This window comes from Pseudomonas nitroreducens, assembly GCF_024170165.1.
Taxonomy (GTDB): domain Bacteria; phylum Pseudomonadota; class Gammaproteobacteria; order Pseudomonadales; family Pseudomonadaceae; genus Pseudomonas; species Pseudomonas nitroreducens_C.
Genome location: NZ_JALJXP010000015.1, coordinates 147,270 through 168,836, shown reverse-complemented (window position 1 = coordinate 168,836; position 21,567 = coordinate 147,270). Strand labels below are relative to the sequence as shown.

At 64.1% G+C, this 21,567-nt stretch carries 20 protein-coding genes; 6 read left to right on the top strand and 14 right to left on the bottom strand.

Going from position 1 to position 21,567, the window contains the following annotated elements:
• Positions 1-110 precede the first annotated feature (110 nt).
• Both J2T47_RS25390 and J2T47_RS25385 read right to left on the bottom strand, forming a co-directional pair.
• Positions 111-1,091: a D-2-hydroxyacid dehydrogenase family protein gene (locus tag J2T47_RS25390; RefSeq protein ID WP_253452988.1), complete on the bottom strand. Its 981-nt coding sequence runs from the start codon at positions 1,089-1,091 to the stop codon at positions 111-113.
• A 107-nt stretch (positions 1,092-1,198) separates the two neighbouring features.
• Complete coding sequence (locus tag J2T47_RS25385; protein ID WP_253452986.1) at positions 1,199-1,684, bottom strand: phage antirepressor; 486 nt, start codon at positions 1,682-1,684, stop codon at positions 1,199-1,201.
• Positions 1,685-2,275: 591 nt separating this feature from the next.
• Here J2T47_RS25385 and J2T47_RS25380 point away from each other — a divergent pair.
• The 5 genes from J2T47_RS25380 to J2T47_RS25360 all read left to right on the top strand — a co-directional run bounded on the left by J2T47_RS25380 (position 2,276) and on the right by J2T47_RS25360 (position 5,926).
• The gene (locus J2T47_RS25380; RefSeq protein ID WP_301295687.1) at positions 2,276-3,160 is read left to right on the top strand and encodes an AraC family transcriptional regulator; all 885 of its coding nucleotides are present in this window, start codon (positions 2,276-2,278) and stop codon (positions 3,158-3,160) included.
• Between the two features lie 244 nt (positions 3,161-3,404).
• Complete coding sequence (locus J2T47_RS25375; RefSeq protein ID WP_253452982.1) at positions 3,405-4,064, top strand: hypothetical protein; 660 nt, start codon at positions 3,405-3,407, stop codon at positions 4,062-4,064.
• A 321-nt stretch (positions 4,065-4,385) separates the two neighbouring features.
• Positions 4,386-4,826: a hypothetical protein gene (locus J2T47_RS25370; RefSeq protein ID WP_253452980.1), complete on the top strand. Its 441-nt coding sequence runs from the start codon at positions 4,386-4,388 to the stop codon at positions 4,824-4,826.
• A 129-nt stretch (positions 4,827-4,955) separates the two neighbouring features.
• Positions 4,956-5,228, top strand: coding sequence for a hypothetical protein (locus tag J2T47_RS25365; RefSeq protein WP_253452978.1), 273 nt, complete (start codon positions 4,956-4,958; stop codon positions 5,226-5,228).
• A 263-nt stretch (positions 5,229-5,491) separates the two neighbouring features.
• Positions 5,492-5,926, top strand: coding sequence for a hypothetical protein (locus J2T47_RS25360; protein WP_253452977.1), 435 nt, complete (start codon positions 5,492-5,494; stop codon positions 5,924-5,926).
• Positions 5,927-5,996: 70 nt separating this feature from the next.
• Here the strand turns inward: J2T47_RS25360 and J2T47_RS25355 are convergent, their stop codons facing one another.
• From J2T47_RS25355 to J2T47_RS25300, 12 genes are all read right to left on the bottom strand, one after another.
• Entirely contained in the window at positions 5,997-6,377 is a 381-nt protein-coding gene (locus tag J2T47_RS25355) for a hypothetical protein (protein ID WP_253452975.1), read from the bottom strand.
• 78 nt (positions 6,378-6,455) lie between these two features.
• Positions 6,456-6,866, bottom strand: a complete 411-nt coding sequence (locus J2T47_RS25350; RefSeq protein WP_253452973.1) for a hypothetical protein — start codon at positions 6,864-6,866, stop codon at positions 6,456-6,458.
• Between the two features lie 256 nt (positions 6,867-7,122).
• A complete protein-coding gene (locus J2T47_RS25345) occupies positions 7,123-8,550 on the bottom strand; it encodes a DUF3336 domain-containing protein (protein WP_253452971.1) in 1,428 nt (475 codons plus the stop codon).
• Between the two features lie 64 nt (positions 8,551-8,614).
• Positions 8,615-10,117 (bottom strand): wax ester/triacylglycerol synthase family O-acyltransferase, encoded by a 1,503-nt coding sequence (locus tag J2T47_RS25340; protein WP_253452969.1) that lies wholly within the window; start codon positions 10,115-10,117, stop codon positions 8,615-8,617.
• Positions 10,118-10,189: 72 nt separating this feature from the next.
• Complete coding sequence (locus tag J2T47_RS25335; RefSeq protein ID WP_253452967.1) at positions 10,190-12,178, bottom strand: alkyl/aryl-sulfatase; 1,989 nt, start codon at positions 12,176-12,178, stop codon at positions 10,190-10,192.
• Between the two features lie 39 nt (positions 12,179-12,217).
• On the bottom strand, positions 12,218-13,042 hold the full coding sequence (locus tag J2T47_RS25330; protein ID WP_192382789.1) for an SDR family NAD(P)-dependent oxidoreductase: 825 nt from the start codon (positions 13,040-13,042) through the stop codon (positions 12,218-12,220).
• Between the two features lie 11 nt (positions 13,043-13,053).
• Complete coding sequence (locus tag J2T47_RS25325) at positions 13,054-13,473, bottom strand: MaoC family dehydratase (RefSeq protein ID WP_253452965.1); 420 nt, start codon at positions 13,471-13,473, stop codon at positions 13,054-13,056.
• A gap of 14 nt (positions 13,474-13,487) precedes the next feature.
• Positions 13,488-13,928: a MaoC family dehydratase N-terminal domain-containing protein gene (locus J2T47_RS25320; RefSeq protein ID WP_253452963.1), complete on the bottom strand. Its 441-nt coding sequence runs from the start codon at positions 13,926-13,928 to the stop codon at positions 13,488-13,490.
• Positions 13,929-13,944: 16 nt separating this feature from the next.
• Positions 13,945-15,132, bottom strand: a complete 1,188-nt coding sequence (locus J2T47_RS25315; protein ID WP_253452961.1) for a lipid-transfer protein — start codon at positions 15,130-15,132, stop codon at positions 13,945-13,947.
• Between the two features lie 19 nt (positions 15,133-15,151).
• A complete protein-coding gene (locus J2T47_RS25310; protein ID WP_253452958.1) occupies positions 15,152-16,291 on the bottom strand; it encodes an acyl-CoA dehydrogenase family protein in 1,140 nt (379 codons plus the stop codon).
• A gap of 130 nt (positions 16,292-16,421) precedes the next feature.
• A complete protein-coding gene (locus J2T47_RS25305; RefSeq protein WP_253452956.1) occupies positions 16,422-17,249 on the bottom strand; it encodes an enoyl-CoA hydratase/isomerase family protein in 828 nt (275 codons plus the stop codon).
• An 82-nt stretch (positions 17,250-17,331) separates the two neighbouring features.
• Positions 17,332-20,160, bottom strand: coding sequence for a LuxR C-terminal-related transcriptional regulator (locus tag J2T47_RS25300; RefSeq protein WP_253452954.1), 2,829 nt, complete (start codon positions 20,158-20,160; stop codon positions 17,332-17,334).
• Positions 20,161-20,402: 242 nt separating this feature from the next.
• Here J2T47_RS25300 and J2T47_RS25295 point away from each other — a divergent pair, with 242 nt between their 5' ends.
• Positions 20,403-21,557, top strand: coding sequence for a CaiB/BaiF CoA transferase family protein (locus J2T47_RS25295; protein WP_253452952.1), 1,155 nt, complete (start codon positions 20,403-20,405; stop codon positions 21,555-21,557).
• The last annotated feature ends 10 nt before the right edge of the window (positions 21,558-21,567 follow it).

The following is a 21,567-nucleotide window of genomic DNA, read 5'->3' as shown; positions in this document are numbered from 1 at the left end:
TTGGGAAGGCGGCGCAACGACGTTTTTCCATCTGCCAGCGGCGCCTTTCAGCTGCCGGTATCGCAACCTGGCACGGCAGTGCGGGGGCGAAGCTGTCTCTGCCGGGAGTTTTACGTCCGCCTGCTCGCCAGGGCCTGCGGGTTCGCCATGTTCTTCGGTGCTCCGTCGAAGAACGCCACCAGGTTGTCGAAGGCATCGCCGAAGTACAGCTCGTAGCCGTTCTTCTCCACGTACCCCAGGTGCGGGGTGCAGAGCGCGCGGGGATGCTTCAGCAGGTCGTTGTCGGCGGCGAGCAGCGGTTCCTGCTCGAAGACGTCCACGGCCGCGTAGCCAGGCCGGCCGGCGTCCAGGGCCTGCACCAGCGCGCCAGGGGCGATGAGCTCGGCGCGGCTGATGTTCACCAGCAGGGCACTGGGCTTCATGCCTGCCAGGTCCGCGAGGGTAACCCCATGGCAAGTGCTCTCTGACAGGCGCAGGTTGAGGCTGAGAATATCCGCCTCGGCGAAGAAAGCCGCGCGTGAAGCCGCCGCCTGGTGACCGTCGGCGATGGCAGCGGCCCGGCTGTTGTCGCTGCCCCAGACCAGCACCGGCATGTCGAACGCCTGGGCATAGCGCGCCAGCCGCTGGCCGATCTTGCCGTAGCCCCAGATGCCCAGCGTCTGCCCGGCCAGCGCGTGGCCCAGGTTGACCTGCCATTGCCCGGCCTTGAACGCTTCGATGGCCGGAACCAGTTGCCGGCGTGCCGTGAGAATGAGCGCCCAGGCCAGTTCGGCGGGCGCCACGGGTGAGCCCCGTCCCTCCGTCACCACGATGCCGCGCTCGGTACAGGCGTCCAGGTCGAGGTGGCCGGACACCTTGCCGGTCTGGCTGATCAGCTTGAGCCTGGGCAGCCTGTCGAGCAGCGCAGCGTCGATGCGGGTGCGCTCGCGGGTGAGCACCAGCGCGTCGGCCTCGGCGAAGCGTGCGGCCAGCTCGTCCGCCGAAGCGGGGCCCAGGTCATGCAGCACGCGCACATCGTGCCCGGCCAGTCGGCTGTAGCAGTCCAGGGTCCGGATCACGTCCTGGTAGTCGTCGGGAATGACGATGTTCATTGGGGAGTCCGCCTCTGCGTTCGGTTGGGTTACCGCAGGACGATATCCGATCTTCAGAAAGCCCGCACAAAGGCGGGCTGAAAACTGTGGCAGGTTCGCGCGGGGCCTCAGCGTGACGCGCGGGCTTCCGCCTCCAGCAGCCTGGCCGCATCGCCCACACGCATCCATACGCCGCCCTGCCATTCCAGCATGGCCAGCGGATGGTCCTGCACCCTGCGCTGGAAATAGCGCGGGCCGTTGCCTTGCTGCAGCAGCGAGTCCCGTAGCACCGGCACCACCTCGTTGCTCAGCCATTGCCGCAGGTTGCGGTTTTCCGGGTGGAAAAAGTAGAGCAACAGCAGCGTATACAGGCCGCTTTCGCTGACCAGCAATTCGTCCTCGCGGCAGCCGGCCAACCGCTCCCAGCGGTACTGGTCCGGGTCGAGCTTGCGCGGCACGCGGGCGCTGAAGTGGGTGTTGGTCAGGCGCGCCAGGTCGCGGGCGACGAACCAGGCCTGCTTGTCGATCATCAGGCCGCGCAGGGTACGGTCGAAGCGGTGGAAAGTCTGGACACTCAGGCCGGGGTTGGCCGGGAATTCGATCCTTGGAGTCATGGGCGTTCTCCGTGCACAGGGCAGGAAGTACAGCGAGAAAACCGCCCCCGAAAGGGAAGGGAGGCGGACCGTGCAAGGGTGGAAACCGGTGGATTACCGCCAAAGACCGGCCGGGCCGAAGCCCGCCTCACACGGTCCGCCATAGACAGCCAGGGGTGACCCAGCCTGGTGAAAGACTGGGCCGTTCCTGCTACGGCAAAGCGGTATCCAAACAGGTTTCCACACCTGACCACGACTGTTCCGTGGCGGGAGAAACGCTAAGCAGAGGCTTTGTAGGACCGCAACGCCGATGGCAAGTCAGGACTTTCCCGGAAACCTGTCGCGGGCTGGACAGAAGCGTCGCGCCGTAGGAGTCATGTTCAGGAAAAGTGGGAGAGGGTGACAGTCAAAACGGTTCTCGTATGTAGGTCGGTTCGCCATGGCTTGAAGGAAGGCGGATATCACAGCGAGCTATTCGTCCTGCATGCTCGCTATCCTCCTGGCTGCCGTCGTCGTGCTGATGGATAGTCGCCGCCGGCCGGCACGGGCGTAACCTGAGCAAGTCCGGCTAGGCGCGCCTGCGCCCGATTGGGGGATTCTGTCGCCAACCACATGACCAGGAGCTTTCACCCGGTGCCCGATATTCCGACTGCCTACGCCAGGCGCTTTGATGCCGTGCTTGCCTACATCGATGACCACCTTGAGGGCGACCTCTCGGTGAACACGCTGAGCGAAGTAGCGCATTTCTCGGCGTTCCACTTCCACCGGCAATTCACTGCCTACGTGGGGGTGCCGGTTGCGCGCTATGTGCAACTGATGCGCTTGCGGCGCGCGGCTCATCGCCTGGCGTCCGGTGCGGAATACTCAGTACTGGATGCCTCGCTCGATGCCGGCTTCGACAGCCCCGAGGCCTTCAGCCGGGCCTTTCGACGGGACTTCGGCATGGCGCCCAGCGCCTTCCGGAAGCAGCCGAACTGGCAGACCTGGCATGCGGTGTTCGCCATTCCCCATTTTTCCAGGAGCATCACCATGCAGGTACGTATCGTCGATTTCCCCGAGGTCCGGGTCGCCGCCCTCGAACACTGTGGCCCGCCCGCACAGCTCGACGAGAGCGTGCGCCAGTTCATCCAGTGGCGCATGGGCAGCGGGCAGTCGCAGGTAGCCGCGAGCCGCACCTTCGGCATTCCCTACGGCAACCCGGACACAACGCCGGCGGAGGAGTTTCGCTTCGATATCTGCGGCGAGATCGGCGAAGCCGTGGCGCCGAACGATTACGGCGTCCGCGAGCTGATCATTCCCGGCGGCCGCTGCGTGGTCGTTCGCCACGTCGGTTCGCCCGATCATATCGGCGAGAGCATCTATCCGATCTATCGCGACTGGCTGCCCGGCAGCAATGAAGAACTCCGCGACCACCCGCTGTTCTTCCACTACCTGAGCATCTTCCCGGAAACGCCGCTGGAAGAGTGGCAGACGGATATCTATATCCCGCTGCAATAACGCGGCCTCCCGCACCATGCCGTCGTCCCGGTTGTTCGTGACGGCGGCTTTTTGTGTTGCCTGGTTGCATTGACGGCAGGGGCCGAGTTCCAGTTCGATCGATACATCCTGGTGCCTGGGACTGACGGGGAGCGTCCGTTGCGACCCAAAGCGGACCCTCTGAACAGGGGCATCGCTCCAGCGCGCAATACCTATTACCCTCTTGCTCAAGCCAGGGTGACCGGATTGAGTAAGGTACTCAGTGATGCAAACTTCTACTTTCGAGATGCTACGGATAGAGCAAATTCACGACATTGCATTGCCAAGCGTGGAAACTTGCCTGAAGCCGTTGGGTTTCGAGACTCAGGGACCTCTGCGGTGGATTCGAAGTGCCGATGCTCCGATTCGTCAGTGCTTTCGTCTAGAACAGTGGAAAGGCGGCATTCTTTCTCCCACATGGGGGCTTTCGCTGGATTTTGTTCCCCACCTGTCCGGCAATCAAATCAAGTGGCATCGCACTCCCAAATCGGCCCTGCCCGATCTCACCTTCAACCCGCGCGACAGGTCGATGGAGGTTTCTTACATGCGGGGGATTGGCGAAGTAGCACAACGCCTCCCGAATGTGATTCAAGAAGCTGTCATACAGGCGGGGCATTTCTGGGAGAGCGCTCGTTCAATCGATCAGCTGCCAGAGGTATTTGCAGGAGTGAAGAGACATTTGTCCTCCGGTGGGCTGGGCTTCTATAACTTCAGGCAACATCCCATCGCGTACGCATTTGTTCTCGCCATGAACGGCCACCCGGACCTTGCTGAAGCAGAGTTCCAGCAATACACCGAAGGACTGTCCAGTACTACCCGAGCTAAGCTGCGAGAGATTTTTGTAGCTGCAGGCGGGCGCCCAAACCAATTTGCTGCCTCGATTTAGGAATTCTGGATGGTCGCTTCTGGCCGTTTGCTGCCCTTGGAGAGCGTCAGCTACCGACCCAAAGCGGACGTCTGTGTTGACATGCAGCCACCTCTCGACATAGTGGAAGGCGTGGATCTCAAACAGCGTGACTGACCGAAATGCACAAGCTTTGAGAGTCGTAAGACGCTTCAAACGACTCTTTGGCTGATTCAGGTAGGACACGAAACCTCGTAGACTTGTTATCGCTGACCAGTATCACGGGGCACACTATAAATGCCGAGACGAGGGATCCACCCGCCTCCCAAACCCTGGCACTAGGCCGGTGAAAGGACTCAATACATGAAGAATAATTTGGCGAAAGATTTTCTAGGGCGAATGGAATATGAAGAACATCCGATCTGGCGATACGATGATAGTGATGAATTGAATTACCCAGTACTGACGACTGATGATTTGGGGGATTCGATATTCGATCTTTCATTTAAAGCAAAATTTTCAACCCCCACTGGACGATCCCTTGATGGCTATATCGTTGGCTTTGGGGATATATTTTCCATTGGCTTGTTTGCTAATGATAAAGTTTTCTTCGTGAACAAGAACTTGGCCTCCCTCTCAAAAGAGCAACTTCACAGCTTTTTGAGTGAGCTCGGCTGGGCACAAACCATGTCGATAGAAGATATTTTTCCCTTGTCATACTCAACAGGAATTTACAGGGCGCCATTTATTGATTTCGAAGGAGTATTTGATATGAAGTTCTTGGCTCCTAGGGGCAAGAACTAGCGATTAGTAGTCGCTGCCGAGTGGAATACTCCAGGCCATGCCTCTGTCAGGCAAAACCTTAGTTGATGAATTCTCGGACAATTTCGTGGCGAAAGCTAGTGCCTGCGTAGAAGCAAATCGAGGGGATCAATGTACGAATATATAGGTTATGTGCTGGCTAATTATTTTAACGCTCAGATCGGCCATTCGGAGGAAGGGGCAATCTCAACTCTTCGAGAGCATCTCGCATCCAGTACCAAACTCGCCAAGAGTGTTCGAGCGAATTTTAAGGCTGCACTTTCAGACGAGGGATTTTCTTGGAGATTCGTCTTCCATGAGCATGGCGTTTTTACATTTGACGAAGAGGCAGAAGCTCATAGATACGCACAAGCCTTGTTTGACTGGATCTTCATTGATGGCTAATCCCTGACTTCAGCAGGAATTTGGCTCTGGCCGCCTGCTGCAGATGAACAGAGGCAACCACCGACCCAAATCGGACGTTATCCCCATGATGCTAGAGTGCATAAGATTATCGATTGGCCGGAATGGGTATTCCTTTAACGAGGGGCTGCCCAGCGAATTTTTGCAATCTTAAATCTGCAAAAGCTAAACTATATAAATTTGCGATCGAATCTACCTCACAAAACCATTGGGTTTAAACGCTAAAAAATCATCAAGGAGTGGCCATGAGCAACGTCGACCACCAGAAGTTTGTGGATGTCATCCTGAGGTCTTTGAGGGAGCTCGAAGAAAGAGGTGATATTATAGTTACAACAACCACTCCGATCTTGATTGCTAGATCCATTATTCACTCATTATCAGAATCCATTCTAAGCGAGGCGGAGAGCGAAACAATCATTGAGTGCGATATCCCTTACCTCCTGGAGGAAACTTCGGAAAAAGTCTCTCTGCTCTTCTCTAAAGACATGGGGTGCTCGAGAGAGATTGTCAATGCTTTCTATCAGGATTTGCTTGAGCGGTTAAGTATGCGTCAAATTGCGGAAATGATTTGGCATGAGACACCTTCCGAGATTGCACGATTGTCATACTATTGCGTCGAGCTGAAAAAAGGATTCTCTCGCGATCTTGATTATTTGGATTGGCGTAAAGATTATTTTTAATAAATCATCATTCGAAATGCTTTGGCGCGCAGGCTGATGCATCGAACGGCGAAGGCGAAAAATCAATGTTTCAAAGATCGAGGCGCGAGATCTCGAACTCCACCGCGCCATCACAGGGAACCGCTCCTAATTCGATTTGAAAACCAAGTACTTCGACAAGGCCTGACGTTCGATCAAGCACGCGCCCGCACCCTCGATAGGCGTAGGGGCCTACTTTCTCAAGCCTTTCCTTTTCTCTTTCCTCGACTTCATCTGATGACCAGTCGGAAAGGCTGGCCGCGCGCGCGTCAGCATCGAGTGCAAACAGAAAGTTCTCTACCCGATCTCCAGCTTTTAGATCACAGGGGTAACAAAACACCTCGATCTCACCATGAGAACTCTTCAGGGTAACGCTGGCAGACTCGCTGCCCGGGGAGTACGGCTCAACGTGCTCAACAAGGAGTGTGTTCATCTAAGCTCCGAAATAATGCAGCCTCGATCCAACATCGCTGCGGACAGTGCAAGCGGCGTCAACTCTAAGCAATTGTGGCTATTCGAGTGCATAAATCTCCAGGAGATACGGCTCTGCCAGAATCAAGTACTTGGCGTCTGCACTGAACGAGGCGACAAACCAGTCTCCCGAGAATGTCCTGAAACTCAGAGTTTCGCTTCCTGAAGCGGATTTTATAGTGACTTTCTGAAAGTCGTCCTCGGGGACAAAAACGTAGGACAGCTCATACGATCCCGCCTGGGCGATAGGTTCGCGTAGAGATACCCCAAACCAATCGGTGCGTTTCAGTTCGAAGTCATTGGGGTTTTCATCGGTGACTTCGACGCTCGCCGGCTCAGACAACGATACCCGGAGCACCTCGTCGTAGTCGCAAATAAGGAACTCACCTGCAACAGGCAGGGTGAAGCCTCTGAATCGTACTGAAATACGTGGCAAGTCGAGCTTCTGCATAGGTTCTCGCCAATCAGGAGGAGCAGGCGAACCGTCGCTGCTCAGAGGGGGGCGAGTGTAGCCTGAACTCTAGGAACGAAGGCCAGACTGAGGCCGTGATTTTGTCCGCTACTGGCCGAAAGCCGCCGCTGACAAATGGCAGCTTTCAACGCCGGACGGCTTGCGCCACACCGTTCGACGTTTGCAGCTCGACAGAAGCGCCGGAATTCGCCAGGCACAGGCTTGCGCGTCAGGCCCGCCTGCTACGGTATCGGGCTCACATTGACCAATGACGTCTGCGCAGGATGTCATCCAGCGTGCGGCTGATGGCCGTGCAGTTTCGGACCATCTCCATGCGCTCCCAGGTGGCCTGTTCGCCTTCGCGTACCAGCTTGCGCAACTCGGCCAGGGGCAGCGGCGCGAGCAGCTTGAGCGGGTTGTGCCAGCGCTTGCCGAGGAACAGGTTGATGTCGGCGGTGTAGTCCTGCGCCAGGATGCTGTAGCCCAGGTGCTGCCAGCGCGCGAGGGTGGGGTTGCGCAGGCGCAGGTGGTCGCGTCCCAGTCGCAGCAGATGGGTCGCCACACCTTTGCCGAGGCGGATCTGCCGGTTCACCGCGCTCTGCAGCAGGTTCGGCCGGGTGTCGGGGTTGGGCGTGAAGAGCAGCGCCGCCGGGTTGGCCATGCTGGAGATGAAGTGGTTGACCCCGTACAGGCGGCCGAGGCGCTTGGCCGGCAGGTCGTCGAGGAAGGAGCCGTCGATCCACTGCTGTTCCGGCAGGTAGGGAACCTGCAGGCCGTCGGCATTCTTCGCCTGCAGGGTGACCGGTGGGTAGATGCCGGAGATCGCGCAGGACGCCATGATCGCAGAACGCACCAGCACCGTCGGGGCCGTGATGGCGTTGAGCAGGCGCGGTGCCTGTCTGGGCTGCAGGCCGGTGACGGTGATGTTCAGGTGGCGGCCACTGACCTTGTACGCTTCGGCGAAGGTCAGGTCCGGAATCAGTCGCTGCAGATAGCTGGCCAGGTCATTGGCTTCAAGTGTCGTGCGTGCCGGCGGACGTCGCTGGCGTTGCACTTGCATCAGCAGGTGCTCGGCCTGCAGGCGCTCCGGCAACTCAGCATCGTGGTGGGTGCAGGCAATCGCAGCGAGAATCGAGCCGGCGCTGGAACCGGAGATGATCCGCGGCAGCAGTCCCTGCTCGAGCAAGGCCTTGAGCACGCCAGCGTGGAAGTAGCCCAGCACCGCGCCGCCACTGAGCATCAGCGCCGAGCGACCGAAGCAGTGGCTGGCGCGCAGGAAGAAGTCCATGCGTTCGGCCAGCGGTATGACGTTGTCGTCGAGGGCGTCGATGGCGGCCAGCGCGCGGCAGACTTCCTCGATGTACTGGTGGATCAGGTGCTTGGTGCCCAGGTGCGAATGGCTATACAGGGACGCCTTGCCCATGCCCGCGAGGTTTCCGTGGATACCCTCGTTGAGGGCGAACATCAGGCCGCCGTAGTCGCCGGCGTCGTGCAGGTCGCGCAGGCGTTCGAAGCGCTGGCGCACGGTGCGGCAGTCGTAGTCCGCGCAGACTTCGTTGCGTCGCCAGTCATCCATGCCGGTGGCCTGGTCATGGGCGGTCGCGTGCTGCGCCCACTCCTGGAAGCTGTGCGCATGGTCCATCCTGTCCTGCCATTGGCGGGCCGCCGACTTCTGCCTGAACATCGTTTCCTTCCTGTGCTGTGCGCGCTGACTTTCGGCTTGGGCCGCTCGGTGGGCGGCCCGGATTTCACGGCTTGCCGGACTCTGCCTGGCGCAGGGTGGCAGGGCGCCTGCGTGGCGCGGCGGGCTTGTCCTCGGTCGGGCCGGGAGGATTGTCGCGGGCAAGCGCCAGGTACTCGTCGGTGGACTCCTGCAGGCAGGCCATGTACACGTCCATGTCCGGCAGCATCTGCCGGTCGGCGAGCACGCCGAGGATGATCTGCCCGTAGAGGCTGGTGATGCCGTGGCTCAGGCCCATGCCGTCGAGCACCGGGACGATGGGATAGGTGGCGAGGATCTCGGCGCCGGCGAAGTACTTCTTCTCGGCGCCATTGGTCGGCCCTGGCACGTTGGTGATCAGGGTGTTCTGCAGGTGGACGCGGCCGACGTAGCGGACCTGGTTCTGCACCCAGCCCCCGAGCATGCGCACCGGCGCCGGCAGCATGTCGCCCAGGGAGGTGATCAGCTCGTGCATCACTTCCCTGGCCAGCGGGCCGCCGCGTCGGGTCCGCTCGGTGATGGCCTGCAGGCGCCGCTGTGGGTCCGACAGGTCGGTGCCCATGCCGATGAGCATCATCGAGATCAGGTTGCCCATGTCCCTGCGTGCGCCTTCCGGGCGCATGGCCACCGGGCACAGCGCGACCAGCGACTGGTCCACCGGCAGGGCTTCGCGACGCAGCAGGTAGCGCCGCAGCCCGCCGGCGATAATCGCGATGATCACGTCGTTCAGCGTGGCGCCCGGGGCGCAGCGGCGAATCTGCTTGAGCTCGGCGATCGGCCAGCAGGTGGCGCCGTAGGTGCGGTGTGGCGAAACCGGGGCATTGAACAGGGTCGTCGGCACGCGGTGCTGGTCCGGGCTGGCCTCGCCGCGCAACTGTGCGACCAGTTGCACGCTCTTGCGTGCGGCGCAGTAGCCGGCGCGGGCGCTGCGCAGAGACTGGCCGAGCAGGCGCGGCATGGTCTTGGCCCACATCTGCGCACGGGTCGGCATCCGTTCGTTGAGCGGCTGGCGATACGGGTTCTCGTCGAATTCGACCTGGTCGTCCATCAGCAGGGTGGTGATCTCCACCCCGGACTTGCCGTCGACGTAGGCATGGTGGAAGCGCAGCAGCAGGGCAAAGCTGCCCGGTGGGACACCTTCGACATTGTTCAGCCCCTCGATGATGGTGATGTCCCAGGGCGCACGCTCCATGTCCAGGCTGCGCGACATCATCCGCGCGGTGAAGATGCACAGCTGGCGCCAGTCACCGGGCTGCGGCAGGCCGACATGGCGGATGTGGTACTCCAGGTCGAAGTGCTTGTCTTCCAGCCAGTACGGGTCGTCCAGGCGGAACGGCGCGTGCTGCAGGCGTCGGCGGAACAGCGAGGTGCCGCTCAGACGGCTGTCGATGAAACGGATGATGTCCTTGTGCCGGACCAGGCCATTGGGCGCGGAACGCTGGTCGCAGATCCACAGGCCGCCGATGACCATGGGCTGGTGCGGGGCGTCGGAATAGAAGAACTGCGCGTCCATCGGGGTGAGTTGCTTCATGCTGACTGTTCCGGAGCGGGCCGGCCTCGAAGGGGGGTGTCCCGCACCGGGCTGGCCCGGTGCGGGAAGGCGTCACGGGGTGACGATGTTGAACTGCGGGGCCGGGCTGTCGATCATGCCGAGGAAGGCGCCCAGCGCCTTGGCGTTGCCATCGAGCTTGATGTCGCCCTGTTTGATGGCGGTGGGGAAGTCCAGCTTGCGCAGGCTGATCTGGTCCAGCGTGCTCTTGGCCAGGGTGACAGTGACGGTCGGGTTGGCGCTCTTCTCGTCGTTGCGGTGGGTCAGCACGCCGTTGCGCAGGGTCACCGCGTAGTCCTTGCCCAAGTCGCTGAACACCCAGTTCATCACCATGTCGTGCCCCTGGGCCTTGTCTGAATCCAGGCGGATCGCCAGGAAGTCGAAGAACTGGCCGGGCTCCATGCTCTTCACCACGTCGGCCTTGGTCGCCCCGGCGTCATACACCGGCACGCCGCCGCGCAGCTCCATGGCGCCGGTCAGGTAGATGTTGCGCCACAGGGCGTTCTCCGCCTGGTAACCGAGCTGCTCCAGGGCGTCGGCCTGCAGGGCCTTGGCCTGCTGGTTGTCCGGCTGGGCGAAGATCAGGTGGTTGCCCAGGGTCGCCGCCCAGCGGTAATCGCCCTTGTCGATGGCCGCGCGGACCAGCTTGAGCACTGCATCGGCGCCACCCAGGGCCTCGACGTAGTGGTTGCCAGCGTCCACCGGAGTGAGCGGGTTGAGGTTCGCCGGGTTGCCGTCGTAGAAGCCCAGATAGCGCTGGTAGACGGCGCGCGAGTTGTGGCTGAGCGAGCCGTAGTAACCGCGGGTGTACCACTTCTTCTCCAGCTCGCCGGGCAGCTTGTCCATCCTTTCGGCGATTTCGGTGGAGGTCAGCCCCTGATTCATCAGGTGCAAGGTGCGGTCATTGAGGAAGGCGTACATGTCGCGCTGGTCGGCCAGCAGCGTGCGGATGCGCTCGCCACCCCAGGTCGGCCAATTGTGCGAGACGAACATCACGTCGGTCTTCTCGCCGTAGCGCTCCAGGCTGGCGTCGAGGTACTGCGACCAGGCCTTGGCGTCTCGCACCAGCGCGCCGCGCGGGGTGAGGATGTTGTGCATCATCTGCGTGCTGTTCTCGGACATGCACAGCGCGCGATGCTGCGGGAAGTAGAAGTTCATTTCCGCCGGCGCTTCGGTGCCGGGGGTGAGCTGGAACTCGATCTGGATGCCGGCGACGGTGTGGGTCTCGTACTCGTTGCGGATCAGATCGGTCGGTGCGATCAGGGTGAAGGTGCCGCCCGAGGGCAGCGCCTTGCCCATGCCGACGTCCAGCTGCCCGCGCTCGCCGCGTGGCAGGAAGGTGCCGAACTGGAACTGCGAGCGGCGGCTCATGGCGTTGCCGGCGAAGATGTTCTCGCTGATGGCGTGCTCCATGAAGCCTGCCGGAGCAAAGATCTTCACCTTGCCGCTCTTCACGTCGGCTTCGTCGACGACCCCGCGCACGCCGCCGAAGTGGTCGCCGTGGCTGTGGCTGTAGCCCACGCCGACGATGGGCTTCTTCGGTCGGTGCTGGTAGTACAGCTCCAGCGCCGCGCGGGCGGTTTCGGCATAGGTCAGCGGATCGATGACGAACAGGCCGTCCTTGCCTTCGATGATGGTCATGTTCGACACGTCCATCCCGCGCAGCTGGTAGATGCCGTCCGCGACCTGGAACAGGCCGGCATGGTTGTTCAGCTGGGCAGCGCGCCAGAGGCTCGGGTTGACCGTGTCGGGAGCCTTGTCCGCGTCGAGGAAGTCATGCGCCTGGCTGTCCCACACGACCCTTCCGGCGGCGTTGCGAATCTGCCCCCTGAAGGGCGCGACCAGCCCGCGGGTGACCGACTCGTAGTCGCTGCGGTCGCTGAACGGCAGCACCTTGAGCACTTCGGCGTTCTTCGCCGCGGTGAGGCTGCTGGCCGGCTGGCTGGCGGTGGTTTCGGCGGCCAGCAGCGGCAGGTGGAGGCTGGCGGCGATGGCGCCGGCCAGCAGGCTGTGGGGCAGGTAACGAATGATCCGGGACTTCATGCGTGACTCCATGTTCTTGTTCTGGATGGGGAGCGCGGGCTACTGGAGGTTGCCGGCCACGGCGATGGTCTGCGCGGTGATGTAGTTGGATTCGGGCGAGCAGAACAGGTACACCGCGTCGGCCGCTTCCTGCACGCTGCCGGGGCGACCCAGCGGGTTGCGCTGGGCGAAGGACTTCGCCGCCTCGGGGCTGATGCCGACGCGGATGTCGCGGCCCTCGATGTTCACCGTCGCGCCGGCATGGGCGTCGGCGCGGGTCATGCGGGTTTCGATGAAGCCGAAGGCCACCGCGTTGACGTTGACCTTGAAGCGGCCCCACTCGCGGGCCAGTGCGCGGGTCATGCCGGCGACACCGGCCTTGGCGCCGCTGTAGTTGATCTGCCCGGCGTTGCCGTTGAGCGCGGACACCGAGGAGATATTCACTACCTTGCGGAACACCTCACGCCCGGCTTCGGCGTCGGCCTGGGCCTGGGCCTTGATGACCGGGTAGGCGGCGCGGAAGATGCGGAAGGGCGCGGTCATGTGGCAGTCGAGGATGGCGTACCACTGCTCGTCGCTCATCTTCTGCACCACGTCGTCCCAAGTGTAGCCGGCGTTGTTGACGATGATGTCGATGCCCTTGAAGCTCTCCATCGCGGTGCGGATGTAGCGCTCGGCGAAGTCCGGCGCGCTGACGTTGCCGTGGCAGACCGCTGCCGCACCGCCCAGGTCGCGGATCATTGCTGCGGTTTCCTGCGCCGGTGCCAGGTCCAGGTCGTTGAGCACGATGCGTGCGCCTTCGCTGGCCAGCTTGAGTGCGATAGCCTGGCCGATGCCACGGCCGGAACCGGTGACCAGTGCCACCTTGCCGTCGAGTTTTGCCATGTTCTTGCTCCTTACTGCAGGGCGACGATGGCGTCGCCGACGATGCGGGTTTCGCCGTACTGGTTGGTGGTCTGGATTTCCAGCTTCACGCGCTGTTCGCCTTCGGCCTCGAACTTCTCCACCACCTTGCCGCTGCAGGTGATCTGGTGGCCGAGGTGGGTGATGCCGGCGAAGCGCACGGCGAAGCCGCGCAACTGGCGCTGGTCGACCCAGCCGGTCAGCAGGCGGCCGAGGTAGGCCATGGACAGCATGCCGTGGGCGAACACGTCGACCATGCCGGCCTTGCGCGCGTAGTCGATGTCGATGTGGATCGGGTTGTGGTCGCCCGAGGCGCCGGCGAACAGCGCCAGGGTGGTGCGGTTGATCGGCGCCAGGATCAGCGGCGGCAGGCTGTCGCCAACCTGCACGGAGTCGAATCGAACGTTGCTCATGGTGGGCCTCCGGATCAGCCGTTGCGGTGGACGAGGGTGGTGCGCAGGGTCGCCACGTGCTCGCCGCGCTGGTTGCTGACCGTCGACTCGCGGACCACGAAGCTCAGCGCGCCGCCTTTCTTGTCGTAGATGTCGGTGATGCGCACGTCGTAGTGCAGCGTGTCGCCGGCATAGGCCATGCGCTGGTAGGTGAAGGATTCCTCGCCGTGGAGGATGCGCGAGGAGATGATTCCCAGCTCGTCGCGCCAGGCCTGGCTGGGCATCTGGAAGGCCAGCGAGAAGAGGAAGGTCGGTGGCAGCGGCAGGCCGGGGTGGCCGGCATCGCGGGCGGCCTGCTCGTCGAGGTAGACCGGGTCGGTCTCGCCGATGGACTTGGCGAAGAAGCGCAACTGGCCGGCTTCGGCGACAACGCTGAAGGACGGCAACTGCTTGCCGATGTGTTTGCGATCGATCATCTGGAAACTCCCGCCGTCAGTTCTTCTGGTACACGGTGACCACGCCCGCGCCGCCGAGACCGAGGTTGTGCTGCACGGCGATGCGCGCCGCTTCGACCTGGCGATCCCCGGCCGTGCCGCGCAGCTGGTGGGTCAGCTCGTAGCACTGGGCCAGGCCGGTGGCGCCCAGCGGGTGGCCCTTGGAAAGCAGGCCGCCGGACGGGTTGACCACCCAGCGCCCGCCATAGGTGTTGTCACCGTCGTTGACCAGCTTCTCGCCTTCGCCCTCGGCGCACAGGCCGAGGCCCTCGTAGGTGAGCAGCTCGTTCTGGGCGAAGCAGTCGTGCAGTTCGATCACGTCGATGTCGTTGACGCCGATGCCGGCCTGTTCGTAGGCCTGCTGTGCGGCCAGACGGGTGACCTCGAAGCCGACTACGCGGATCATGTCGCGGGTGTCGAAGGACGCCGGGACATCGGTGGCCATCGACTGGCCGGCGATCAGCACGTCGGTGCGCAGGCCGTGCTTCTTCGCGAAGGCTTCGGAAACCACGATGGCCGCCGCCGCGCCGCAGGTGGGCGGGCAGGCCATCAGGCGGGTCAGCACACCGGGCCAGAGCACCACGTCGTTCATCACCTGTTCGGTGGTGACCACGTTGCGGAATACCGCCAGCGGGTTGCGCGCGGCGTGGCGGCTGGCCTTGGCGCGGATGGCGGCGAAGGTTTCCAGCTTGGTGCCGTACTTCTGCATGTGCGCGCGGCCGGCGCCGGCGAACTGGCGGATGGCATTGCTGGGCACGTCGATACCGGTCACCAGCTCGCTGACCACCGCGTTGGCGCGCTCCAGCGCCGCCGGGCGATCCGGCCAGGCAGACTTCAGCGCGCCCGGGTTCATCTGCTCGAAGCCTACCGCCAGCGCGCAGTCCACCGCGCCGCTGGCCACCGCCTGGCGGGCGAGGAAGAGGGCGGAGGAGCCGGTGGCGCAGTTGTTGTTGACGTTGAGCACCGGGATACCGGTCATGCCGGCGTGGTACACGGCCTTCTGGCCGCAGCAGGAATCGCCGTAGACGTAGCCGGCGTAGGCCTGCTGCACCAGGCGGTAGTCGATGCCGGCGTCTTCCAGCGCCTGGCGGATCGCCTGGGCTGCCATCACGTCGTAGAAGTCGCTGGTGCCGGGCTTCTTGAACTGGATCATGCCGACGCCGGCGACGAATGCTTTCTGGCTCATGGTTGTTGTCCTTGTGTGATCAGAGCTTGCGCGAGATCAGCTCGCGCATGACTTCGCTGGTGCCGCCGTAGATGCGATTCACCCGCATGTCGACGAAGGCGCGGGCCACCGGGTACTCGAGCATGTAGCCGTAGCCGCCGTGCAGCTGGACCATTTCGTCCAGCGCCTTGCCCAGGGTTTCGGTGGCGAACAGCTTGGCGATGGCTGCTTCCTCCAGGGTCAGGCGGCGACGCATGTGCTCGGCCAGGTAGTGGTCGATCATCAGGCGTACGGCCGTGGCCTGGGCCTTGATGTCGGCGAGCTTGAAACGGGTGTTCTGGAAGTCCCAGACGGTCTGACCGAAGGCCTTGCGGTTCTTCACGTAGTCCAGGGTGTGGTCGAGCACCGCCTCCAGTCGCGCGGCGGCGGATACGGCGATGGAGAAGCGCTCCTGCGGCAGTTCGCCCATGAGGTAGGCGAAGCCCTTGCCTTCTTCGCCCAGGCGGTTGGCCACCGGCACCCGCACGTTGTCGAAGTACAGCTCGGCGGTGTCCTGGGCGTGCTGGCCGACCTTGTCCAGCTTGCGGCCGCGCTGGAAGCCGGCGCGGTCGGTTTCCACGGCGATCAGGCTGATGCCCTTGGCGCCGGCCTCCGGGTCGGTCTTGCAGACGACTATCACCAGGTCGGCGGACAGTCCGTTGCTGATGAAGGTCTTGCTGCCGTTGATGACGTACTCGTTGCCGTCGCGCACGGCGGTGGTGCGCACGGCCTTGAGGTCGCTGCCGGTGCCCGGCTCGGTCATGGCGATGGCGAGGATCAGCTCGCCCGAGCAGGCATCGGGCAGCCAGCGGCGCTTCTGCTCTTCGCTGCCGCAGCGGGCGATGTAGGGGGCGATGATGTCCGAGTGCATGCCCAGCCCGTTGCCGGACAGGCCGGCACGGTTGAACTCCTCGTTGTACACCGCGCTGTGGCCGAAGTCGCCGCCACCACCGCCGTATTCGGTGGGCAGGGTAATGCCCAGCAGGCCTTCGCGGCCGGCTTTCAGCCAGGTCTCGCGGTCCCACTGTCCGGCCTGGTTCCAGGCTTCCTGGCGCGGCACGCACTCACGTTCGAAGAAGCGCCGCACCGTGGTGCGGAAGATTTCATGGTCGTCGCGGAAGACGCTGCGCTCGATGTGCACGGAGGGCTCCTGTTGCCGACCGGCCGCGCCGGTCGTTGGGTGTTGTCGGGTTGTCGCGGCAAAGGCGCGAAGGCCTGGTGGTTACGGTAGGGGCGTGCGGGGCGGCGCTACTCCACCCGGGCCGGGTGGCTCAGTCGCGGTCCCAGTCGTAGCGGGAAGGGTCGCCACGCAGGAAGGCGGAGACCGCTTCATCGTGATAGGGCGCGGTGGAGGCGACGCCCTGGGCAAGGCCTTCCAGTTCTGCCATCGCTTGCCACGGGGTTTCGTAGCTCTGGTTGAGCAGGCGCTTGCTCATGGCGATGGCGTCGCGCGGTGAAGCGAGGAAGCGCCGGGCCAGCCATTGCGCGGCTTCGGCCAGCTCTTCGGGGCTGTGTATGGAGTGCACGATGCCCAGCTCGCGGGCTTCTTCCACGGCAACTCGGCGGGCGCTGAACAGCAGCTCCTTGGCCTTCTGCAGGCCGACTACCCGCGGCAACGTATAGAGCGCGCCGGAGTCGGGCACCAGGCCGAGCTTGGCGAACGGCAGGCAGAAGGAGGCGCGCTCGGAGGCGAGGATGAAATCCGCCAGCAGGGCGATGGCGAACCCGGCGCCGTAGGCTGGGCCATCGACGGCGGCGATCACCGGGATCTCAAGCCCCCGCAGGCGCTCCAGCCAGCCGTGCAGGCGGCGGATGCGCAGGCGCATGGCGTTGGCGGAATTGATCTCCGGATCGCTGCTGAGCTGGCGCTCCTTCAGCGACCGGATGTCGCCGCCCGCGCAGAAGCTGCCGCCGGAGCCGGTGATGATCAGCGCGCGGATGCTGCGATCGGCCTCCAGGCGGTCGAGCATGTCCGCGTAGTCCTCACGCAGCTCCAGCGACAACGCATTGCGTGCCGCTGGCTTCAGGTGAGTAAGGGTGGCGATGCCATCGGCGATGGCCAGCTGCGACTCGCGCAGCTCGATCAGTTCGGTGCTCATGGTGGACTCCGCAGGAAGAGTCCATCCATGCTCGGCCGCGAGCGGGCTGTCGCCGCCACCCGGAGTGGGTGGCGGCACAGCTTCAGCGCGGGGTGCTGTTGGCGGTTTCCGCGTCGCGCAGGCGGGCTACCGCTTCGTCCCGGCTGCCGACGCCGAGCTTGCTGTAGATATGCCGCAGGTGCCACTTCACGGTTTCGTGGGACAGGCCGAGCGCCCGTGCGATCTTCTTGTTCGGCAGGGCCTGGGCCAACAGGCGCAGCACTTCCAGTTCGCGCTCGCTCAGCGGTTCCATGCCGGCTCCCAGTTGCAGGCCGGTGGCGCGGGGAGTTGCTTCAGCCGTTGCCGGTTGCGTGGCCACTCGGCGCGTACCGCGCAGGCGCTCGACGTAGAAGGCCAGTACCGGGTCGAGTTGCTGGTCGCGGGTGAGTGTCTCGATCAGTTGCAGGGCGTCCGGGTGCGCATCGACCACGCTACGCAGCTGGCCGAAACGCTGGGCCGTGCGCAGCAGCGCCATGACCTTTTCACGGGCCTGGTCGAGGTGCCCGCGCTGGGCATCGAAGACCGCGCAGAGCATCTTCAGGCGCGTCACGGCGAGCTGCCGGCCGTCCTGTTCGCCGGCTTCGATCATGCGGTTCAGGCGCAGCGTGGCGCTGTGCAGGTCGCCATGGGCGGCGTCCCAGCGCACGTGGGCGTTCTCGACGATGATGAAGATGTCCTTGCGATGGCTGGTGGCGGCGTCGGGGTGGCGTGCGGCGATGGCGTCCAGGCGAGCGAGCTTGGTCTCCGCAGCCACCACTTCGCCCAGCTGCAGGTGCCAGTGCACCTGCCAGACCAGCGCGTGGGCCATCAGCCGGTCGAGCTGGTGCCGGCGAGCGTACTCGTCCAGGTGTTCGAGGTAGGCGAACGCCTCGCGACGGTTGCCGGCCACCCAGTGCGCCTTGCCCAGCACCTCCAGGGCACGCAGCACCGAGTCGGGAATCGAGATGCGCTCAAGCAGGTCGATCTGCGGCTCCAGCAGTTGCAGGGCGTCATCGATCTCGTTGCTCTCATACAGCGTGTCGCCGAGCAGCGCCGTCGCCAGGTGCTTGGCGTCGGCGCAGGAGCGGCCGTGGCGCTGGGCCTCGTAGATGACCTCGCGGTAGATGCGCTCGGCCTGGGCGATCTGCCCTTCCATGGCCAGGCTCAGGCCGATCAGGCAGCGCCCCTGCAGGGTGCCGCCGGCGGTGCCCAGCAGCGGCGCGCCATCCACCAGCAGGGGCGGGCGCTCCAGTTGCACCTGGCGTGCGCGTTCGTACTCGCCGCGGTTCATGTACAGCCAGGAGAGGATGTTCAGGCTGCCGCCGATCATCACCGAGTTGACTCCGGGCGGCGGATTGAGCAATTGCGGGAGGATACCCAGGGCCTCGTCGGTATTGTCGCGTTGCACCGCCAGTACCGCGCGGAGCATGGCGACGCGGAAGCGCGAGTCGTTGTCATCCACCGGAACGTCTTGGTCGAGTTCGGCGATGCTATGTTCGCAGGCAGCGAAGTCGCGGGCGAACACCTGCATGCGCGCCAGCAGCAGACGCAGGCGGATGCTGGTCTGCACCTGCTCCCTGGGCAGCAGGCGGGCCAACTCCACCAGGATGCGCAGGTCGCCCTGGGCATACAGCGCTTCCAGGCGCTCCTCGACGAGCTGCGCGGCGGCCGCCGCCTCGCCACCGGCGACGGCATGGCGCACCGCATCGATCAGCTGATCGCGCTCGCGCAGCCAGCTCCAGGCGCGGCTGTGCACGGCACGCTGGTGTTCGGAGTCGCGGCGGGCGAACAGGCCGAGCAGGGTTTCACGCAACAGCGGGTGCAGCCTGTACCAGCTTTCCGGGTCGCTGCTGTCCAGGGCGATGAGGAACAGGTTGTCCTGTTCCAGGCGAGCCAGCAGCGCCAGTGCCTCGGCCACCGCGTCGGGACGGTTCACCAGGGCTGCGCAGAGCGCCGGGCAGAAGCGATTGCAGACGGCGGTGTGCACCAGCAGTTCGACTTCGTCGGGCTCCAGGCGGGCCAGTACGGTGGACTCGAAGTAGCGGGCAAAGGCCTCGTGGTCGCGCAGGGGAGAAGGGGGGGCACCGACTGCCATGCCGGCGTCGACCGGTTTTCGCCGGCTGGCAGCGAGCAGTTGCAGGCCGGCGATCCAGCCGTCGGTCAGCTCATGGATCTGTTGCACTTCCGCGGCCGGCAATTCGCCCAGCTGCTGCTGGAGAAACTGCCGGGTCTCGTCGTGGGTGAAGCCGAGATCTCGCAGGTCCAGTTCGAGGATCTGCTCCTGGCTGCGCAGGCGGGCCAGTGACAGCGGCACGGCGCTGCGGGTGCCGAGCACCAGGTGCAGATTGGCCGGGGCATAGTCCAGCAGCCACTGCAGGGCCTGGTGGATACCGACATCGGTAAGGCTGTGCAGGTCGTCGAGCACCAGCACCACTTCCTGGCGGCTGCTGGCGATGCCCTGGACCAGGGTGATGATCGTGCGCTCCACCGACTCACTGTCGAAGCCGTGCGCCTCCATCAGGGAGGCTTCCTGGACCATCTGCAGGTCGATCTGCGCCAGGCTGCCAAGCAGGTAGTCGATGAAGCGGCCCAGTTCGTTGTCATCCTCGCACAGGCTCAGCCAGGCGACCTCGAAGCCCAGCGACAGCAGTTGCTGACGACAGGCGAGCAGCACGGTGGTCTTGCCCCATCCGGCTGGGCCCTTGACCACAGTGCAACGCCGCCGGCGGCTTTCCACCAGGCGCTGGACCAGTCGTTCACGCGGAATGACCCGACCACCGCTGCGCGGCGGCGCCAGGCGCGAGCGGTCCAGGGTGGTGGTCAGGGCGGGTTCGGCTCGCTCGTCGAGCAGGGCAGGGGCAGTTCTTCTTGTCGTGGTGCTGGGCTTTTCCATGGCATTTCCAGGCAGTCTCGAGCGCCCGCGATTGTTGTCGGTTTGTACGGGCGTCCTTCAGAGAATGCCTACAAGCGATAGCGTTCACCAGTGCCTTTTGCCACCCGGCCCCGACAGCCGCCACCCGCCACCCGACGCGGGTGGCGGCCACGCCCATCGGGCGTTGTTCCAATGCGGAAAAGCCGCCAATGGGCGGTATCGCTGCGGCAACCGCCGCGCCAGAAAGGCAAGGAACGACGTCAATGGGTGTGTTGAGCGGTATTCGGGTTCTGGAGTTCGAGGCCATCGGTCCGGCGCCTTTCGCCACCATGTTGCTGGCGGACATGGGTGCGGACGTGGTTCGCATCGACCGACCCGTCGCCCATGGCGACCTGGGGCCGAAGATGGACGGGCCGAAGGTGGAAATCACCGGCCGTGGCCGGCGCTCGGTCACCCTCGATCTGAAACGCCCGGAGTCCGCGGCGGTCGCCCTGGAGCTGATCGAACGCGCCGACGTACTGATCGAAGGCTTCCGTCCGGGCACGCTCGAGCGCCTCGGACTTGGGCCGGAGCAGGCGTTCGCACGCAATCCCGGCCTGGTCTACGGCCGCATGACCGGCTGGGGCCAGCATGGCCCGCTGGCCCAGCGCGCCGGCCACGACATCAACTACATCGCGCTGTCGGGTGTGCTCTCGGGTATCGGCCCGGTGGCCGGGCGCCCGCTGCCGCCGCTGAACCTGGTCGGTGATTACGGCGGTGGCGGCATGTTGCTGGCCATGGGCGTGCTGGCGGCGCTGGTCAACGTCCAGCGCGGCGGCGCCGGGCAGGTGGTGGACGCGGCCATGGCCGAAGGCGCGGCCCAGCTCGGCTCGGTGTTCTGGGGGCTGCTGGCCTCGGGCAACTGGCGCGAAGAGCGTGGCAGCAACCTGCTCGATGGTGGCGCGCCCTGGTACGACACCTACCGCACCCTGGACGGCAGCTACATGGCCATCGGCCCGGTGGAGTCACGCTTCTATGCCGAACTGCTGGACAAGCTCGGCCTGGCCGGAGAGAGCCTGCCGCCGCAGCACGACCGCCACGGCTGGCCGCGCCTGCGCGAAGCGTTCATCCGCGCCTTCCTGCAGAGAACCCGCGATGAGTGGTGCGAAATCTTCGCCGACAGCGATGCCTGCGTGGCGCCGGTGCTCGGTTTCGCCGAAGCGGCACGACATCCCCATGCCCGGGCGCGCGGCAGCTTCATGGAAATCGCCGGCGTGGTGCAGCCGGCACCGGCGCCACGCTTCCTCGGCACCCCCGGCGCCATTCCGCAACCGGCCCCCGCGCGCGGGCAGGGCGGGCAAGCGGCGCTGCGCGACTGGGGACTGGACGCCGCACTGATCGAGCACCTGCGCTCCAGCGGCCTGGGCGCCGATGCCTGATCGAACCCCG

Excerpts from the sequence above, each read along its gene's own strand:
- J2T47_RS25390 (WP_253452988.1), bottom strand. The coding sequence starts at position 1,091 with ATGAACATCGTCATTCCCGACGACTACCAGGACGTGATCCGGACCCTG.
- J2T47_RS25385 (WP_253452986.1), bottom strand. The coding sequence starts at position 1,684 with ATGACTCCAAGGATCGAATTCCCGGCCAACCCCGGCCTGAGTGTCCAG.
- J2T47_RS25380 (WP_301295687.1), top strand. The coding sequence starts at position 2,276 with ATGACCAGGAGCTTTCACCCGGTGCCCGATATTCCGACTGCCTACGCC.
- J2T47_RS25375 (WP_253452982.1), top strand. The coding sequence starts at position 3,405 with ATGCAAACTTCTACTTTCGAGATGCTACGGATAGAGCAAATTCACGAC.
- J2T47_RS25370 (WP_253452980.1), top strand. The coding sequence starts at position 4,386 with ATGAAGAATAATTTGGCGAAAGATTTTCTAGGGCGAATGGAATATGAA.
- J2T47_RS25365 (WP_253452978.1), top strand. The coding sequence starts at position 4,956 with ATGTACGAATATATAGGTTATGTGCTGGCTAATTATTTTAACGCTCAG.
- J2T47_RS25360 (WP_253452977.1), top strand. The coding sequence starts at position 5,492 with ATGAGCAACGTCGACCACCAGAAGTTTGTGGATGTCATCCTGAGGTCT.
- J2T47_RS25355 (WP_253452975.1), bottom strand. The coding sequence starts at position 6,377 with ATGAACACACTCCTTGTTGAGCACGTTGAGCCGTACTCCCCGGGCAGC.
- J2T47_RS25350 (WP_253452973.1), bottom strand. The coding sequence starts at position 6,866 with ATGCAGAAGCTCGACTTGCCACGTATTTCAGTACGATTCAGAGGCTTC.
- J2T47_RS25345 (WP_253452971.1), bottom strand. The coding sequence starts at position 8,550 with ATGTTCAGGCAGAAGTCGGCGGCCCGCCAATGGCAGGACAGGATGGAC.
- J2T47_RS25340 (WP_253452969.1), bottom strand. The coding sequence starts at position 10,117 with ATGAAGCAACTCACCCCGATGGACGCGCAGTTCTTCTATTCCGACGCC.
- J2T47_RS25335 (WP_253452967.1), bottom strand. The coding sequence starts at position 12,178 with ATGAAGTCCCGGATCATTCGTTACCTGCCCCACAGCCTGCTGGCCGGC.
- J2T47_RS25330 (WP_192382789.1), bottom strand. The coding sequence starts at position 13,042 with ATGGCAAAACTCGACGGCAAGGTGGCACTGGTCACCGGTTCCGGCCGT.
- J2T47_RS25325 (WP_253452965.1), bottom strand. The coding sequence starts at position 13,473 with ATGAGCAACGTTCGATTCGACTCCGTGCAGGTTGGCGACAGCCTGCCG.
- J2T47_RS25320 (WP_253452963.1), bottom strand. The coding sequence starts at position 13,928 with ATGATCGATCGCAAACACATCGGCAAGCAGTTGCCGTCCTTCAGCGTT.
- J2T47_RS25315 (WP_253452961.1), bottom strand. The coding sequence starts at position 15,132 with ATGAGCCAGAAAGCATTCGTCGCCGGCGTCGGCATGATCCAGTTCAAG.
- J2T47_RS25305 (WP_253452956.1), bottom strand. The coding sequence starts at position 17,249 with ATGAGCACCGAACTGATCGAGCTGCGCGAGTCGCAGCTGGCCATCGCC.
- J2T47_RS25300 (WP_253452954.1), bottom strand. The coding sequence starts at position 20,160 with ATGGAAAAGCCCAGCACCACGACAAGAAGAACTGCCCCTGCCCTGCTC.
- J2T47_RS25295 (WP_253452952.1), top strand. The coding sequence starts at position 20,403 with ATGGGTGTGTTGAGCGGTATTCGGGTTCTGGAGTTCGAGGCCATCGGT.